15 protein-coding genes are annotated in these 14,630 nt (G+C 68.0%); 13 read left to right on the top strand and 2 right to left on the bottom strand.

Annotated features, from left to right (window positions below):
* Nucleotides 1-63 precede the first annotated feature (63 nt).
* From mmsB to ACZ5YA_RS03470, 3 genes are all read left to right on the top strand, one after another.
* Nucleotides 64-954 carry a 3-hydroxyisobutyrate dehydrogenase gene (mmsB, locus tag ACZ5YA_RS03460; RefSeq protein WP_059380327.1) on the top strand — a complete coding sequence of 297 codons (891 nt, stop codon included), beginning with the start codon at nt 64-66 and terminating at the stop codon, nt 952-954.
* Between the two features lies 1 nt (nt 955).
* On the top strand, nt 956-1,393 hold the full coding sequence (locus tag ACZ5YA_RS03465) for a PaaI family thioesterase (RefSeq protein ID WP_118933678.1): 438 nt from the start codon (nt 956-958) through the stop codon (nt 1,391-1,393).
* A 73-nt stretch (nt 1,394-1,466) separates the two neighbouring features.
* Entirely contained in the window at nt 1,467-2,156 is a 690-nt protein-coding gene (locus ACZ5YA_RS03470) for a VIT1/CCC1 transporter family protein (protein WP_464092014.1), read from the top strand.
* A 30-nt stretch (nt 2,157-2,186) separates the two neighbouring features.
* Here the strand turns inward: ACZ5YA_RS03470 and ygfZ are convergent, their stop codons facing one another.
* Complete coding sequence (ygfZ, locus tag ACZ5YA_RS03475; RefSeq protein WP_419343202.1) at nt 2,187-3,185, bottom strand: CAF17-like 4Fe-4S cluster assembly/insertion protein YgfZ; 999 nt, start codon at nt 3,183-3,185, stop codon at nt 2,187-2,189.
* Between the two features lie 152 nt (nt 3,186-3,337).
* Between ygfZ and mltG the strand changes: the two genes are divergently transcribed.
* The 5 genes from mltG to ACZ5YA_RS03500 all read left to right on the top strand — a co-directional run bounded on the left by mltG (nt 3,338) and on the right by ACZ5YA_RS03500 (nt 7,995).
* On the top strand, nt 3,338-4,507 hold the full coding sequence (mltG, locus tag ACZ5YA_RS03480) for an endolytic transglycosylase MltG (protein WP_464092015.1): 1,170 nt from the start codon (nt 3,338-3,340) through the stop codon (nt 4,505-4,507).
* Nucleotides 4,504-5,127 (top strand): dTMP kinase, encoded by a 624-nt coding sequence (gene tmk, locus ACZ5YA_RS03485; protein WP_059380322.1) that lies wholly within the window; start codon nt 4,504-4,506, stop codon nt 5,125-5,127. The genes mltG and tmk overlap by 4 nt, the downstream gene beginning before the upstream one ends.
* Nucleotides 5,124-6,215, top strand: coding sequence for a DNA polymerase III subunit delta' (gene holB, locus ACZ5YA_RS03490; protein WP_118935232.1), 1,092 nt, complete (start codon nt 5,124-5,126; stop codon nt 6,213-6,215). Before tmk ends, holB begins: the two co-directional genes overlap by 4 nt.
* Before the next feature lie 68 nt (nt 6,216-6,283).
* Nucleotides 6,284-7,054, top strand: coding sequence for a TatD family hydrolase (locus ACZ5YA_RS03495; protein ID WP_059380320.1), 771 nt, complete (start codon nt 6,284-6,286; stop codon nt 7,052-7,054).
* A gap of 38 nt (nt 7,055-7,092) precedes the next feature.
* The gene (locus ACZ5YA_RS03500) at nt 7,093-7,995 is read left to right on the top strand and encodes an ankyrin repeat domain-containing protein (RefSeq protein ID WP_464092016.1); all 903 of its coding nucleotides are present in this window, start codon (nt 7,093-7,095) and stop codon (nt 7,993-7,995) included.
* Between the two features lie 44 nt (nt 7,996-8,039).
* Here the strand turns inward: ACZ5YA_RS03500 and ACZ5YA_RS03505 are convergent, their stop codons facing one another.
* Nucleotides 8,040-8,738, bottom strand: coding sequence for a GntR family transcriptional regulator (locus ACZ5YA_RS03505; protein ID WP_059380318.1), 699 nt, complete (start codon nt 8,736-8,738; stop codon nt 8,040-8,042).
* A 164-nt stretch (nt 8,739-8,902) separates the two neighbouring features.
* Between ACZ5YA_RS03505 and gabT the strand changes: the two genes are divergently transcribed.
* The 5 genes from gabT to ACZ5YA_RS03530 all read left to right on the top strand — a co-directional run bounded on the left by gabT (nt 8,903) and on the right by ACZ5YA_RS03530 (nt 14,606).
* The gene (gene gabT, locus ACZ5YA_RS03510; RefSeq protein WP_464092017.1) at nt 8,903-10,261 is read left to right on the top strand and encodes a 4-aminobutyrate--2-oxoglutarate transaminase; all 1,359 of its coding nucleotides are present in this window, start codon (nt 8,903-8,905) and stop codon (nt 10,259-10,261) included.
* Between the two features lie 10 nt (nt 10,262-10,271).
* On the top strand, nt 10,272-11,252 hold the full coding sequence (locus ACZ5YA_RS03515; RefSeq protein WP_059380317.1) for an aminopeptidase: 981 nt from the start codon (nt 10,272-10,274) through the stop codon (nt 11,250-11,252).
* Nucleotides 11,249-12,022, top strand: a complete 774-nt coding sequence (locus ACZ5YA_RS03520; protein WP_059380316.1) for an enoyl-CoA hydratase/isomerase family protein — start codon at nt 11,249-11,251, stop codon at nt 12,020-12,022. The genes ACZ5YA_RS03515 and ACZ5YA_RS03520 overlap by 4 nt, the downstream gene beginning before the upstream one ends.
* 29 nt (nt 12,023-12,051) lie before the next feature.
* Nucleotides 12,052-13,251, top strand: a complete 1,200-nt coding sequence (locus ACZ5YA_RS03525) for a CaiB/BaiF CoA transferase family protein (protein WP_059380315.1) — start codon at nt 12,052-12,054, stop codon at nt 13,249-13,251.
* A 119-nt stretch (nt 13,252-13,370) separates the two neighbouring features.
* Nucleotides 13,371-14,606, top strand: coding sequence for an ABC transporter substrate-binding protein (locus ACZ5YA_RS03530; RefSeq protein ID WP_223283476.1), 1,236 nt, complete (start codon nt 13,371-13,373; stop codon nt 14,604-14,606).
* Nucleotides 14,607-14,630 lie beyond the last annotated feature (24 nt).

Genomic DNA, 14,630 nt, shown 5'->3' on the forward strand with positions numbered 1-14,630 from the left:
GCGGCAACGCTAGTACCACGATGGTTTCACACCTATAGCTATAGCAACAGGAGACAGGACATCATGAGCAGCATCGCGTTTATCGGTTTGGGCAATATGGGCGCGCCCATGGCATTGAATCTGGTCAAGGCCGGACATAGCGTGACGGTTTTCGATCTGGTGCCGGCGGCGGTGAAGACCCTGACGGACGCCGGCGCCAAGGCTGCCGCGTCCGCTTCGGAAGCAGTCAAGGGCGCCGAGGTGGTGGTTTCGATGCTGCCCGCCAGCAAGCACGTCGAAGGTCTGTATCTGGGCGAGGACCTGCTGGGCAAGATCCCGTCCAGCGCGCTGGTCATCGAATGCAGCACCATCGCGCCCGACTCGGCGCGCAAGGTGGCGCAGGCGGCCGAGGTGCGTGGCATCGCCATGATCGACGCGCCGGTGTCCGGCGGCACGGGCGGCGCGGCCGCAGGCACGCTGACCTTCATCGTCGGCGGTCAGGCCGCGGCGCTGGAGCGCGCCCGCCCGATCCTGGAAAAGATGGGCAAGAACATCTTCCATGCCGGTCCGGCCGGCGCCGGCCAGGTGGCCAAGATCTGCAACAACATGCTGTTGGGCATCCTGATGGCCGGCACGTCCGAAGCCCTGGCGCTGGGCGTGGCCAACGGGCTGGATCCCAAGGTGCTGTCGGACATCATCGCCAAGAGTTCGGGCCGCAACTGGGCCACGGAACTGTACAACCCCTGGCCCGGCGTGATGGAGCATGCGCCGGCCTCCAAGGGCTATGCGGGCGGCTTCGGCGTGGACCTGATGCTGAAGGACCTGGGCCTGGCGGCCGAGGCGGCCTTGTCGGCGCGGGCCTCGATCCCGCTGGGCGAGCTGGCGCGCAACCTGTATTCGCTGCATAGTTCCGGCGGTTCGGGCAAGCTGGACTTCTCCAGCATCGTCAACCTGGTCAAGCGCGAGCAGGACTGACATGGCGGCATCGCACGCGCAGCCGGACCCAGCCGCACGGGTCCAGGAGAGCTTCGCCCGGCAAAGCATCATGACCTTGCTGGGCGCGGCGCTGGACGTGGTCGAGCCGGGCAGGGTGGACATCGTGCTGCCTTATCGCGCCGACCTGTGCCAGCAGAACGGTTTTCTGCACGCCGGTATTTCCACGACCATCGCCGACAGCGCCGGCGGCTATGCCGCCTATACCTTGTTCGCGCCAGGCGAGGACGTGCTGACCTCGGAGTTCAAGATGAACTTCCTGGCGCCGGCCAAGGGCAGCCGCTACGTGGCCAGCGGCCGCGTGGTCAAACCCGGCAAGCGCCTGTCCGTCTGCCAGGTCGAGGTGCATGCGTACGACGGCGAGCAAGCTACGCTTTGCGTGATAGGCTTGCTTACCGCGGTGCGCGTGACGCCGCGCTGAATCCCGCGCGCGGCGGGTCCTGCGCAAGCCGGACCTGCCGCGCGTTCATCACGCGGCGCATGGGTTTGTGGCAATGCCTTCAAAAGAACATCATCGGATTTTTCGCAGCAACTGGCTGCGCGCGGCCGTGCTGGGCGCAAACGACGGTATCGTGTCCACCGCCAGCATCATCACCGGCGTCGCGGCGGCGCAGGCCACGCAGGGCGCCATCCTGACCTCGGGGCTGGCTGGCCTGGTGGCCGGCGCGCTGTCGATGGCGGCGGGCGAGTATGTGTCGGTGAAGTCGCAGGCCGACATCGAGGCGGCGGACCTGCGCATGGAGCAGCGTTCGCTCAAGCGCAATTCCGGCGAGGAACTGGCCGAGCTGGTCGATATCTACGTGGACCGCGGCCTGACCCGCGACCTGGCCGAGCAGGTGGCGCGCCAACTGACCAGCCACGACGCCCTCGACGCGCACGCGCGCGACGAATTGGGCATCTCTCTTCATAACCGCGCCCGTCCGGTGCAGGCCGCCGTGGCGTCCGCCGCGTCGTTCGCCGCAGGCGCGGCGCTGCCGCTGGCGGTGGCCGCCGTGACGCCAGGGCCGCAACTCATCGGCTGGGTAATCGGCGCATCGGTGGTTTGCCTGGCCGCTCTGGGTACCCTGGCCGCCGGGGCTGGCGGGGCGCCCAAGGGGCCGGCGGCGTTGCGCGTCACGGTTCTGGGCGCGTTGGCCATGGCCGTGACGGCGGGCGTGGGCGCCTTGTTCGGCGTGGCGGCCTAGGACCGCCACGGTCCGCGCGGGACGGGGAGCTCAGGGCGTGATGGAATAGGGCAGCGCGGCGGCCGCAATGCGCGGACCGTCCGCGGCGCCCAGCCGCAGGTCGCCTTCCGGCAGGGCCGCCAGCGTGGTTTCGAATAGCACCGAGACCACGCCTTGCGTGCCGGCCGCGTCCACGATCCGTCCGGTGGGTTCGCCGGGCTGGGTGGCGTCATAGACGTCCACGCCGGCCAGCGCCTGGCCTTGAACGGCGGCGTCGGCAATGGTGCCGTAGGCCATGCGCCGCTTGACCGTGCCGCGGTAGTGGCTGCGCGCCACCACTTCCTGGCCCGGGTAACAGCCCTTGGTGAAGCTCACGCCCTGGATCAGGTCCAGGTTGACCGTCTGCGGGATGAAGACATCCTGCGTGGCCGCAGTGATCCACGGGATGCCCGCTGCCAGGTCTGCGGCGCGCCATTGCGCGGCGGGCGCCAGGCCCAGCGCGCCGGCCAGCGCGGCCGACTGGTCCAGTTGTTCGTCCGATGCGATCCACCACCAGCGCAGATGCGCGTTGGCGGACGGCGCGGCGATCCAGGTGCCGGACGGCAGGTCGACGCGCTGCCAGGGCGCGCGCGGCAGCGCGCCGGCGGCGGCTTCCAGCGCCGCCGCGTCCGCGGGCGAGGCCGTCACGCCCGCCACATGCAGCGGCGTGGCGGCGAGCTTGGCCTTGGCGCGCAGCACGAACATCGACAGGCGTTTGAGCAGCGCCTGCGCCAGATCCTGAGGCACCAGGCCGTAAAGCTGGGGCGCGTCGTCCGCGCCGGGGGCGGCGCGCCACATCACCAGGGTGGCCAGCAGGCGGCCCTTGGCGGTGCAGTAGCCCGCCAGGCGGGCGGCGTCCTGGGGCAGGCCGGTGACGTCCTGCGTGAGCTGGCCGTGCAGGAAACCGAGGGCGTCCGCGCCGGATGCGGCGAAGACCAGGAAATCGTCCAGCGGCGCAATTTGCGCGCAACCTTCTGCGCGGACGGGAATCGAAGAATGGAAAGCGTGCATGGAGGCGGTGTTATCGCGTCATCAAAGTGCTGATGATAGCCGCGTTCCCCTCCGGGCTGGGCCATGTCCCCGCCGCGCGCAGGGACGCGCGCTACGTTCCGCCCCTCTTTAGCCGCAAGAGTTCCGCGCGATCAATTAAACTTCCGACACTTATGAAGAAGCGACTCTTTTTTTACGTCCTGTGGTTTTTCCTGTTGATCGCGCTGGCTGCCGCCGCAGCCGTGGGCGGCGCTTGGTATTGGGCCCACAAGCCCATGCAGCTGAAAGCCGACAGGATCGATTTCGTGGTGGATCCGGGCAGCAGTCCGCGCACGGTCGCGCGGGTGCTCAACGATGCCGGCGTGCCGGTCTGGGAGCCGGGTTTCATCTGGATGGCGCGCCTGTCCGAACTCGACAAGCAGATGAAGGCGGGCGGCTACCAGGCCATCAACGGCGACTCGCCCTGGAAGTTGCTGGAGCGCCTGGCGCGCGGCGACATGACGCAGCGGCAGATCACCTTCCTGGAAGGCTGGACCTACCGCCAGATCCGCCAGGCGCTGCGCGCGAATCCCGACGTCAAGCAGACGCTGGGCGAAACCACCGATGAAGAACTGATGGAACGCCTGGGCTCGGAAATCAAGCAGCCGGAGGGGCTGTTCTTCCCGGACACCTACATCTTCACGCCCGGCAGCACCGATTATGATCTGCTGCGCCGCGCCTACCAGGAAGGCCAGCGCATCCTGCAGGACACCTGGGCCAAGCGCCAACCGGACCTGCCGGTGACCACGCCCTACGAGGCCCTGGTGCTCGCATCGATCGTTGAAAAGGAAACAGGCCATGGGCCGGACCGCCGCCGCGTGGCAGGCGTGTTCACCAACCGGCTCAAGATCGGCATGCTGCTGCAGACCGATCCGACGGTGATCTACGGCATGGGCGACGCCTACCAAGGCCGCATCCGCAAGCGCGACCTGCAGACCGACACGCCCTGGAACACCTATACGCGTCCGGGCCTGCCGCCCACGCCGATCGCGGCGCCTGGCCGCGCGGCGCTGCTGGCGGCGGTGCAGCCGGAGCAGCACAAGTTCCTCTTTTTCGTTTCCCGCGGCAACGGCACCAGCGAGTTCTCGGTCAACCTGAACGAGCACAACCGCAACGTTTCCCGCTACATCCTGGGCCAGGGCCAAGGCCAGAATGCCGCGCCCAGCCCGGCTTCGAGCCGCGGCGCGGCCAATGGCAATCCGGCCAACGGCACGCCCGCAGCCGCGCCCAGCGCCAGCCCGGCGCCGGACGCCGCGCCCGAGCCGGACCAGGGACAGGCACAAGTACAAGGACAAGACCAATGACCACGCGCGGACGCTTTATCACGCTGGAAGGCGTGGACGGCGCGGGCAAGAGCACGCATACCGTCTGGATCGCCGATTTCCTGCGTGCGCAGGGGCTGGACGTGGTGTCCACCCGCGAACCCGGCGGCACGCCGCTGGGCGAGAAGCTGCGCGCCTTGCTGCTGACCGACTCCATGGGACTGGACACCGAGACGCTCCTGATGTTCGCGGCCCGTTGCGAGCACCTGCACCAGGTCATTGAACCGGCCCTGGCGCGCGGCGCCTGGGTGGTCTGCGACCGCTACACCGATGCCACCTATGCCTATCAGGGCGGCGGGCGCGGCCTGGGCGCGGCGCGCGTGGCCGCGCTGGAGGCCTGGATGCAGGCCGGCCAGCCCGACCGCACCTGGCTCTTCGACGTGCCGCTGGAAGTGGCGCGCGCCCGGCTGGCCGACGCGCGCGAGCCGGACCGCTTCGAGCGCGAGGGCGCGGCCTTTTTCGAACGCACCCGCGAGGCCTACCACGCCCGCGCCGAGGCTGATCCGCAGCGCATCCGCATCGTCGATTCCACCCAGTCCATCGCCCAGATCCGCACCGGCCTGGAGGCGGGCCTGCGCGAACTGCTGGGGCAGTCGGCATGAATGCGACCCGCGCCGCCAAAGACGAGGACGTCAAGGCGTCCAACGCGCCGCAGTTCCTGCCCTGGCAGGCCGAGACGGCGCGCAACTGGCTCGGCAACCGCGATCGCTTCGCCCATGCCTGGCTGATCCATGGGCTGGCCGGCATCGGCAAACTGGACTTCGCGGTCGCCGCGGCGGCCAGCCTGCTGTGCGAAACGCCGGACAATGGCCTGGCTTGCGGCCGTTGCGCCGCCTGCGCCTGGTTCGCCAGCGGCAATCATCCCGACCTGCGCCGCATCCGCCCCGAGGCCGTGGCGGTGGAAGAGGGCGCGGACGCCGCCGAGCCCTCGGAAGACGCCGAACCCGCCACGGGCGCGGCCAAGCGCGCGCCGTCCAAGGAAATACGCATAGACCAGATCCGTTCGCTGGAATCCTGGTTCAACACCGCCACGCACCGCGGCGGCTGGCGCGTAGCGCTGCTGTACCCGGCCCATGCGCTGAACGTGGTGTCGTCCAACGCCTTGCTCAAAGTGCTGGAAGAGCCGCCGCCGCACACGGTCTTTCTGCTGGTCGCGGATGCGCCGGACCGCCTTTTGCCCACGCTGGTGTCGCGTTGCCGGCGTTTGCCGCTGCCGGCGCCGGACCCCGACACCGCGCTGCAATGGCTGCGCGAGCAGAACGTGGAACCGGCCCGCGAATGGCTGGCGGCGGCCGGCGGCGCGCCGCTGGCGGCGTTGAGGCTGGCCCAGTCGAACGAATCCGCTTGTCCGCCCTGGCTGACCCAGCTGGTCGGGCCGCTGTCCAAGGGCCAGTCGCCCGACGTGGGCACGCTGGCCGAGGCCCTGGAAAAAGTGGCGGCCAGCGAATGGATCGACGCCTTGCAGCGCCTATATACGGACCTGATGCTGGCCGGCGCGGGGGCGCCGTCGCGCTACTTCCCGGCCCTGGGCAGCGCGGTCGCGCAGGTCGCCGCGCGCATGAATCCGGCCAAGGTGGCCGAGGCCGCGCGCTGGCTGACGCGCCAGCGCGCGCTGGCCACCCACCCCTTGAACGCCAAGCTCTTCGCCCACGCGACCTTGCAGCGCGTGGTGCTATCCTGCCTGGCGTAAGCCCTTGATCCGGCGGCGCTTCGTCCGGTAAAGGGCGGGGCGCCGCGGCACTTGTATCCAGACTCATCATGTACGTCGATTCCCACTGCCATTTGAACTTCCCGGAACTGGCCGCCGACCTGCCGGCCATACTTGACCGGATGGCTGCCAACCAGGTCACGCACGCGCTGGTCGTCAGCGTCAACATGCCGGAATGGCCGGGCCTGATGTCGCTGGTCGAGCCGCAGGCCAATCTGTGGGCCTCGGTCGGCGTGCATCCCGATTACGAAGACACCCCGGACCCCACGCCCGAAGAGCTGGCGCGCCTGTCCGAGCATCCCAAGGTCGTGGCCATCGGCGAGACCGGGCTGGACTATTACCGCCTGTCCGAACCCCTGGACTGGCAGCGCGAGCGCTTTCGCCGCCACATCCGCGCCGCCCGCGATACGGGCCTGCCCCTGATCGTGCACACGCGCTCGTCCGCCGAGGACACCGTGCGCATGCTGCGCGAAGAGCAGGCGGCCGAGGTCGGCGGCGTGATGCATTGCTTTACCGAAAATTGGGAAGTGGCACAGGCTGCGTTGGACCAGAACTTCTATATTTCGCTGTCTGGCATCGTGACCTTCAAGAATGCGCAGATCGTGCATGAAGTGGCTGCCAAGGTGCCGCTGGACCGTTTGCTGATCGAAACCGATTCGCCGTATCTGGCGCCTGTGCCGTACCGCGGCAAGTTGAACGACCCGTCCAAGGTGATTCACGTGGCCGAGAAGATCGCGGATCTCAGGGGTATACCGGTGGCTGATGTGGCGCGCGCTTCAACGGATAATTTCTTCCGTCTTTTCAATAAGATAAAGAAATAATCTAATCTAATTTATTTAAAGTGATTTATAGGAACCCCATGGCTGCCCGCAACGCTTCCGTCCAGAACACCCTCTTGTCGTGTTGCCGTGGAGCGCTGCTGGCGCTGGCCATGGGCATGGCGGTTCCCGCCGCGGCGCAGGCCGCCAATCCCGGCGATTGGTGGGTCTATGTCGCCAATGACTACCCGGACGACATCAAGGAACTGCTGGCGCGCGGCGAAGATCCCAACGTGCGCTACAAGAACGGCCAGCCGGCCCTGATGCGCGCGGTGGTGGACGGCGCCTGGAAAGTGTTCGACGTGATCGCGGCCGACAAGCGCACCGACGTCAACGCCGAGAACCCGGCGGGCGAGACGCCGCTGATGTACCTGGCCATTGCCGGCCAAACCGAACGCGCCAAGAAGCTGATCGCGCGCGGCGCCCAGGTCAACCGCCTGGGCTGGACGCCGCTGCACTACGCGGCCTCGAAGGGGCAGCTGGAAATGGCGCGCCTGCTGCTGGCGCACAAGGCCATGGTCAACGCGCCCGCGCCCAATGGCGAAACGCCGCTGATGATGGCGGCGCTTTCCGGCCGCAAGCCCATGGTGGACCTGTTGCTCAAGGCAGGGGCGGATGTGGGCTCGCGTGATACCAAGGGCCAGACTCCGGCCGATTGGGCCAGGACGGGCAAGTCCACGGCGGTGGCGGCGGAACTGGACAAGCTGATCGCGCAGCAGGAGGAGTCCCGCCGCAAGCTGCGCGCGGCGCGGCCGGCCGAAGAGGGCGCCGAGGCGGCGGGTGCGCAGGCAGGCGCGGCAGTGGGCGCGCCGGCCAGCCCGGAGCAGGGTGCGGCAGCCGCGCAGGCTCCCGCCGCGGAAAAGAAAGCCCCGGCCGCGTCGTCCGCGGTCCAGGGCGTTTCGGGCGTGAAGCTCAACAACTATGACGAGCCCGCCGCGCCCTGAGGCGCGGGCTTGCCCGAGGCCGGCCCGCAAGGGGCCGGCCCGATTCAGATCACGTAGTTCTTGTAGCGCTCGATGTAGTCGCGGGCGCTGCCGTTCAGTTCGCGCACGCAGCGCTCGGCCTCGTCGCCGTCGCCGCGCACCATGGCGTCCAGCAGGGCGCGGTATTGCTTGATCCCCATCTCTGAGCGGCCCGGCAGCAGGGCCACGCGGCGCATCGACACGCGGGTGCGGTCGTAGATGCGCTCGATCATGTCGCTTAGCACCGGATTGCGCGCCAGTTTCTTGATGTGGTTGCGGAACTGTTCGATCGTGGCCACGTGGGCCTCGATGTCGCCGCTTTTCAGGCTTTGTTCGAAAGGCTCGCCCAGCAGGGCCTGCATCGCTTCCCAGTCGGCGGGGGTGGCGTTGGCCATGGCCAGCCGTACCGCCAATCCGTCCAGGGCTTCGCGCACCTGGTACAGGCGGTAGGTGGTTTCCATGTCGACCAGGGCCACCACGGCGCCCTTGTTGGGCACCCGTTCCACCAGCGCGCGGTCTTCCAGCGTCGCCAGCACTTCGCGCGCCTTGGCGCGCGGGATGTCGTAGGCCTGCGCCAGGTCTTCTTCCGGCACGCGGGTGCCGGGCAGCAAGGCCTGCGACGCAATGCGTTCCCGCATATCGAGTATGACTTCGTGGGTGGAGGCCGCCTTGCGTGTTTCGGGGGCGGCGGCGTCAGCAGAGGCAGTCGCGCGTTTAGTGGGCATGTAGGCACCTGGGTTGAGTGGAGCAAAGCATAGCACATTTTGAACGCAAGATTGTGCACAATTTAGAGTGCGTAGTTGTAAATCAGCATTGACACAATAAAACGCACAAGAATATAGTGGCTCCACTTCGTCGCGGTACCCACTCATCCAAGGAGCCCTGGGCAATGAAAGACGCCGTGCAGTCCCCTCAACTTCCCGGCCCGCAGTGCCAGGCATATCTGGCCCGGCGCAATGCCGCCGTCGCGCTGGGCGTGGCCAACGGCCCCCCGGTGTTCGCGGCCGCTGCCCGCGGCGCCACGCTGACCGACCTGGACGGCAACGCCTACATCGATTTCGCCGGCGGCATCGGCACCCTGAACGTGGGCCACGCGCATCCCGAGGTGGTGGCCGCGGTCCAGGCGCAGGCGGCGCGCTATCTGCACACCTGCTTCAACATCGTCATGTATCCGGAATACATCGAGCTGGCCGAAACGCTGGTCGGCCTGGTGCCCGGATCCTGGCCGAAGAAGGCCATGCTGCAGACCACCGGCGCCGAGGCCGTGGAAAACGCCATCAAGGTGGCCCGCCGCGCCACCGGCCGGCAGGCGGTGGTGGCCTTCGAGAACGCCTTCCACGGCCGCACCTACATGGCGCTGTCCCTGACCGCCAAGGCGCCCGCCTACAAGACCGGCTTCGGTCCCTTCGCGTCCGAGATCTATCGCGCGCCGTTCCCGGTGCGCTACCGCTCGGGGCTGACCGAAGCCGAATGCGCCGAGGCCGCCTTCAATGAATTCCGCCGCCTGGTCGAAACCGAGGTCACGCCGGAGCAGGTCGCCGCAGTGATCATCGAGCCGGTCCAGGGCGAGGGCGGCTTCCATGCCGCGCCGCCCGCCTTTCTGCAGGCGCTGCGCGCCTATTGCACCCAACACGGCATCGTGCTGATCGCCGACGAGATTCAGTCGGGCTTCTGCCGCACCGGAGAATGGTTCGCCACCCAGCATGCCGGCATCGAAGCCGACCTCTACACCCTGGCCAAGTCCATGGGCGGGGGGCTGCCGATAGCGGCGCTGGTGGGGCGCGCCGACCTGATGGACGCGCCGGCCGTGGGCGGCCTGGGCGGCACCTATGGCGGCAACCCGCTGGCGTGCGCCGCGGCGCTCGCAACCATCGCGGTCATGCAGCGCGAAGACTACGCGGCGCGCGCCCGCGACCTCGGCGGCCGGGTGCGCGCACGCTTTGCGGACTGGGCCGGCCAGTACGGCATCGTGGGCGACGTGCGCGGCCAGGGCGCCATGGTCGCGTTTGAAGTCGTGCGCGGCGCGGGCGACGACAGTCCCGCCGGCGACCTGGCGGCCCACATCGTGCAGGCCGCCTACCAGGGCGGGCTGGTGCTGGTGAAGGCGGGCTTTTACGGCAACGTGATCCGCTTCCTGGCGCCGCTTTCCATTACTGATGAGGAATTGGCCCGCGGCCTGGACATCCTCGGGCGCGCGGTGGCGGATGCCCAGCGCATCGCCGACGCGCGCGCGTCGCAAGCGGCTTGAGGAGCACACCATGCATACGCTGTTGAAACTGAAGAACGCGCGCAAGGTGGTCAGCCAGCTGGGCGCGGCCAAGCCAGGCATGGAAGTGCTGGTGCTGTATGACCTGCATACCCACCACAACGTCGAGCCCCTGGCCATTGCGGTGGACGAGGCGGGCGCCGGCCTGCACCTGCTGCAGATCGCCGGTTCCGCGCGCCATGGCCGGCAGTTGTCGCCGGTGGTGGCCCAGGCCATGCAGGCGGCCGACCTGGTGATTGCATTGACCCGCGCCAACGCCGCGCATACCGATGCGCGCCAGCAGGCCACGCGCGCCGGGGTCGGCGTGATCGTGCTGCCCGAATCGCATCTGCCCGATTTCTTCCTGGCCGAAGGCTGGGACTGCGACTTCGACGCGCTGCGCCCGCAGATCCAGGGGCTGGCCGACGCGCTGACCCGCGCCGATACGGCCCGCGTCACCAGCGAGCTCGGCACCGACGTGACCATGAGCATCGCCGGCCGCCGCGGCCGCGCGCTGCACGGCTTCGCCAACACCACCGACATCTCGGCGGGCTATTGCCTGGAGTCCAGCCTGGCGCCGGTGGAAGGCACGGCCGAAGGCGTGATCGTGGTCAACGCCAGCATTCCCGGCGTCTCGCTGATCCGCGACGAACCCGTGCGCATCCATATGGAAAAGGGCATGGCCGTGGCGATCGAGGGCGGCGCGGTGGCGCGCCAGTTCCGCGAACTGCTGGCCAGCTTCAACGATCCGCTGGTCTACAACCTGGGCGAGCTGGGCGTGGGCATGAACCCGCGCTGCCAGCTGGACGGCACCATGCTGTCCGACGAATCGGTCTACGGCTCGATCCAGTTGGCGCTGGGCACCAGCGCCTACATCGGCGGCACCGTCAAGGCCGCCGCCCACTACGACACCATCGTCACCGACGCCACGCTGGAACTGGACGGCAGGGTGGTGCTCAAGGGCACCGAACTGCGCCTGGAGGACGTGGCATGAGCATAGACCTGAGCCGCGACGCCGACGGCGTGGCCACCGTGTTGATGAACCGCCCGGAAAAGCGCAATGCGTTCACGCTGGACATGTACCGCGAATTCGGCCGGGTCATGCGTGAACTCGATGCCGACGATAGCGTGCGCTGCGTGGTGCTGCGGGGCGCGGGCGGCGCCTTCTGCGCCGGCAGCGATATCGGCGGCTTCGAGGAAGACCGCGACGGCGCGGCGCAGGCGGCCGAGTACGCGCTCTTCACGCTTTCCATGACCGACACGCTCAAGCACCTGCGCCACCCCACCGTGGCCTGCATCGAAGGCGTGTGCGTGGGCGGCGGGCTGGAACTGGCCGCCTTGTGCGACATCCGCATTGGCGGGCGCAACAGCCGCTACGGCATCCCGGTGAATCGCATCGGGCTGACCGTGGACCACCAGGAACTGGCCGACCTGATCCGCGTGGTGGGCGCTGCGCGCGTGCTGGAAATCCTGCTGGAAGGAAACATCTTCGGCGCCGAAGAAGCCATGTCCAAGGGCCTGCTGACCCGCGTGGTGGATGACGAGCGCGTGGCGGAACAAACCTACGCCACCGCCCGCCGCATCGCCGCGGCGGCGCCGCTGGTCAACCGCTGGCACAAGCGCTTCGTGGGCCAGTTGCGCGAAGGACGCGCGTTGAGCGCGCAAGAGCGCAGCGAAGCCTACGAATGCTTCGGCACCGAGGACTACCGGCGCGGCCGCGAGGCCTTTGCCGCCAAGCGCATTCCCGAATTCATCGGCCGCTGATCCGGCCACCGACCCAAGACGGACCGCATATGACTCAAGCTGCATCCCCCCTTGCCGGCATCAAGATCCTGGATCTTTCGCAGATCATGGCCGGCCCGTACTGCACCATGGTGCTGGCCGACCTGGGCGCCGAGGTCATCAAGGTCGAGAAGACCGGCGCCGGCGACGATTCCCGCGAAATGGGTCCCTACGTGAACGGCGAATCCACCTGTTTCGCCCAGATCAATCGCAACAAGCAGGGCGTGGCGCTGAACCTGAAGGATCCCGAGGCGCGCGAGGTGCTGTACGAGCTGGCGCGCTGGGCCGACGTGGTGGTGGAGAACTACCGCGTGGGCGTGACCAAGTCGCTGGGCGTGGACTACGAAACGCTGTCGCGCATCAATCCGCGCCTGGTGTATTGCTCCATCTCCGGCTACGGCCATTCCGGACCCTACGCGGGCAAGGGCGGCTTCGACCTGGTGGCCCAGGGCATGAGCGGCATCATGAGCATGACGGGCGAGCCCGACGGGCGGCCCTTGAAGTCGGGCATCGCCATTTATGACGTGGGGGCGGGGCTGACCGCGGTCTACGCCATCCTGGCCGCCTGCATCCACCAGATGAAGACGGGCGAAGGCCAGCACATCGACATCGCGCTGGCCGAGTGCGGCTTGCCCTGGTTCGTCTGGGAAGCCGCCGCCTATTTCGCCGACGGCACGGTGCCGCAAGGCACCGGCAGCCGCCACCGCGTGTCGGCGCCATACCAGGCCTTCGGCACGCGCCAGGGCTTCATCATGATAGGCGCGGCCAACCAGCGCACCTGGGAGCGCCTGTGCGCGGACGTGCTGGAGCGGCCCGAACTGATCACCGATCCGCGCTTCATCACCAACTCCGACCGGCTGGCCAACATCGCCGAGCTGGAGCCGTTGCTGGAAGCCGAATTCGCGCGTGCCGACGCGGCTGAATGGATCGAGCGCTGCGAACGGGCCTCCGTGCCTTGCGGCCCGATTAACGATTTCGGCCAGGCCATGCAGGACCCGCATTACCTGGCGCGCGGCATGGTGCAGGAACTGGACCATCCCGCGCTGGGCAAGATGAAGACCATCGGCATTCCGACCAAGTTTTCCAAAACGCCCGGCGCCTTGCGCACGGCGGCGCCGCTGATGGGGCAGCACACGGACGAGGTGCTGCGCCGCTTCGGCGTGGCGGAAGACAGAATTGCAGGCATGCGCGCCCGAGGAGTCATCGCGTAGCAGGCAAACCGCAGCAGGCAGTATCGAAGTCGCATCCAAGCTCCAAGGGGACGCCGGCGCTATTGACGCCGGCGGCTATTCGAAGTTGAACAAAGATGTTCACGCCGCAAGGAACCTTCATGACACAGCCCATCCATCTTTCCCGCCGCGGCTTTATCGCGGCCAGCGCCGCGCTGGCCGCTTGCGCCGCCGCGCCCTCCCTGGTCCGGGCGCAGTCGGCCCAGCCGTTCCGCCTGGGGGCGCTCAATTCCATCACCGGCGTCGGCGGTCCCTACGGGCCGGCCATGCTGGAAGCCATCAAGATCGCCATCGATGAGGTCAACGCCGCCGGCGGCGCCGCCGGCCGCAAGATCCAGCTCTACGCCGAAGACGACCAGACCAAGCCCGACGCGGCCGTTCTGGCCGTGAAGAAGCTGATCGAGATCAACAAGGTCGAGGCGGTAGTCGGCATCTGGCCCTCGTCGGTAGGCCTGGCCGCCATGCCCATCACCAATGCCGCGGGCCTCATCACCATGAACACGTGCGGCGCGCCGGAAATGCTGACCGAGAACAAGCAGGGGCTGGCCTGGATGTTCCAGGCCTCCAACGCGGTGTTCGGCCGCGCCTTCGCGGAAGTGGCGCGCCAGCGCGGCTTCAAGCGGCCGGCGGTCATGGCCTTCAATAACTCCACGTTTGTGGGGCAGGCCAACTACTTCCGTGATGCCTGGCAGGAAAAGGGCGGACAGGTCAGCGCCTTCACCATCTACGAGCCCAACCAGACCACCTACCGCACCGAACTGACCAAGGTGCTGGCCTCCAAGCCCGACGTGATTTCGCTGAGCGCCTACCGGCCCGACGCCACCATCATCCTGAAGGAGTGGTTCCAGACCGGCCAGGACTGCAAGTTCATCATGCCGGGCTGGACCGCCAACGAAGACCTGGTGAAGGCGCTGGGCAAGGAGGCCACCGAAGGCATCATCTCGATCTCCAACGTCGCCGCCCACGAGCATCAGGCGTACAAGCACTTCGCCGCCGAATTCCGCAAGCGCACCAAGCGCGAACCGGACATCTTCGCGTCGCAGTCCTACGACATGGTGATCACGCTGGCGCTGGCGATCGAGGCGGCGGGGGCTGCCGCGGACGTGGCTGCCATCAACGGCAAGATCCGCGCCGTGACCGCGCAGGGCGGCGGCGAAAAGGTCAGCGGCTTCGCGCAAGGCCAGGCGCTGCTGCGCGCCGGCAAGCCGGTGGACTACGACGGCGCGTCCTCGCGCCTGGACTTCGGCAAGCAGGGCGAGACCGTGCCGGACTTTGGCGTCTTCGACATCCGCGACGGCAAGCTGGTGCTCAATGAAGTCATCGCCGGCAAAGTCTGACGATAAAAACACTAGGGGAACACA

It is taken from the genome of Achromobacter sp. JCM 18799, from assembly GCF_055395645.1.

What these genes read in the sequence shown, in the direction of transcription:
- ACZ5YA_RS03525 (WP_059380315.1), top strand. Translation starts at nt 12,052, where the DNA reads ATGACTCAAGCTGCATCCCCCCTTGCCGGCATCAAGATCCTGGATCTT.
- ygfZ (WP_419343202.1), bottom strand. Translation starts at nt 3,185, where the DNA reads ATGCACGCTTTCCATTCTTCGATTCCCGTCCGCGCAGAAGGTTGCGCG.
- mltG (WP_464092015.1), top strand. Translation starts at nt 3,338, where the DNA reads ATGAAGAAGCGACTCTTTTTTTACGTCCTGTGGTTTTTCCTGTTGATC.
- holB (WP_118935232.1), top strand. Translation starts at nt 5,124, where the DNA reads ATGAATGCGACCCGCGCCGCCAAAGACGAGGACGTCAAGGCGTCCAAC.
- ACZ5YA_RS03505 (WP_059380318.1), bottom strand. Translation starts at nt 8,738, where the DNA reads ATGCCCACTAAACGCGCGACTGCCTCTGCTGACGCCGCCGCCCCCGAA.
- ACZ5YA_RS03470 (WP_464092014.1), top strand. Translation starts at nt 1,467, where the DNA reads ATGCCTTCAAAAGAACATCATCGGATTTTTCGCAGCAACTGGCTGCGC.
- tmk (WP_059380322.1), top strand. Translation starts at nt 4,504, where the DNA reads ATGACCACGCGCGGACGCTTTATCACGCTGGAAGGCGTGGACGGCGCG.
- ACZ5YA_RS03530 (WP_223283476.1), top strand. Translation starts at nt 13,371, where the DNA reads ATGACACAGCCCATCCATCTTTCCCGCCGCGGCTTTATCGCGGCCAGC.
- ACZ5YA_RS03500 (WP_464092016.1), top strand. Translation starts at nt 7,093, where the DNA reads ATGGCTGCCCGCAACGCTTCCGTCCAGAACACCCTCTTGTCGTGTTGC.
- mmsB (WP_059380327.1), top strand. Translation starts at nt 64, where the DNA reads ATGAGCAGCATCGCGTTTATCGGTTTGGGCAATATGGGCGCGCCCATG.
- ACZ5YA_RS03465 (WP_118933678.1), top strand. Translation starts at nt 956, where the DNA reads ATGGCGGCATCGCACGCGCAGCCGGACCCAGCCGCACGGGTCCAGGAG.
- ACZ5YA_RS03515 (WP_059380317.1), top strand. Translation starts at nt 10,272, where the DNA reads ATGCATACGCTGTTGAAACTGAAGAACGCGCGCAAGGTGGTCAGCCAG.
- ACZ5YA_RS03495 (WP_059380320.1), top strand. Translation starts at nt 6,284, where the DNA reads ATGTACGTCGATTCCCACTGCCATTTGAACTTCCCGGAACTGGCCGCC.
- ACZ5YA_RS03520 (WP_059380316.1), top strand. Translation starts at nt 11,249, where the DNA reads ATGAGCATAGACCTGAGCCGCGACGCCGACGGCGTGGCCACCGTGTTG.
- gabT (WP_464092017.1), top strand. Translation starts at nt 8,903, where the DNA reads ATGAAAGACGCCGTGCAGTCCCCTCAACTTCCCGGCCCGCAGTGCCAG.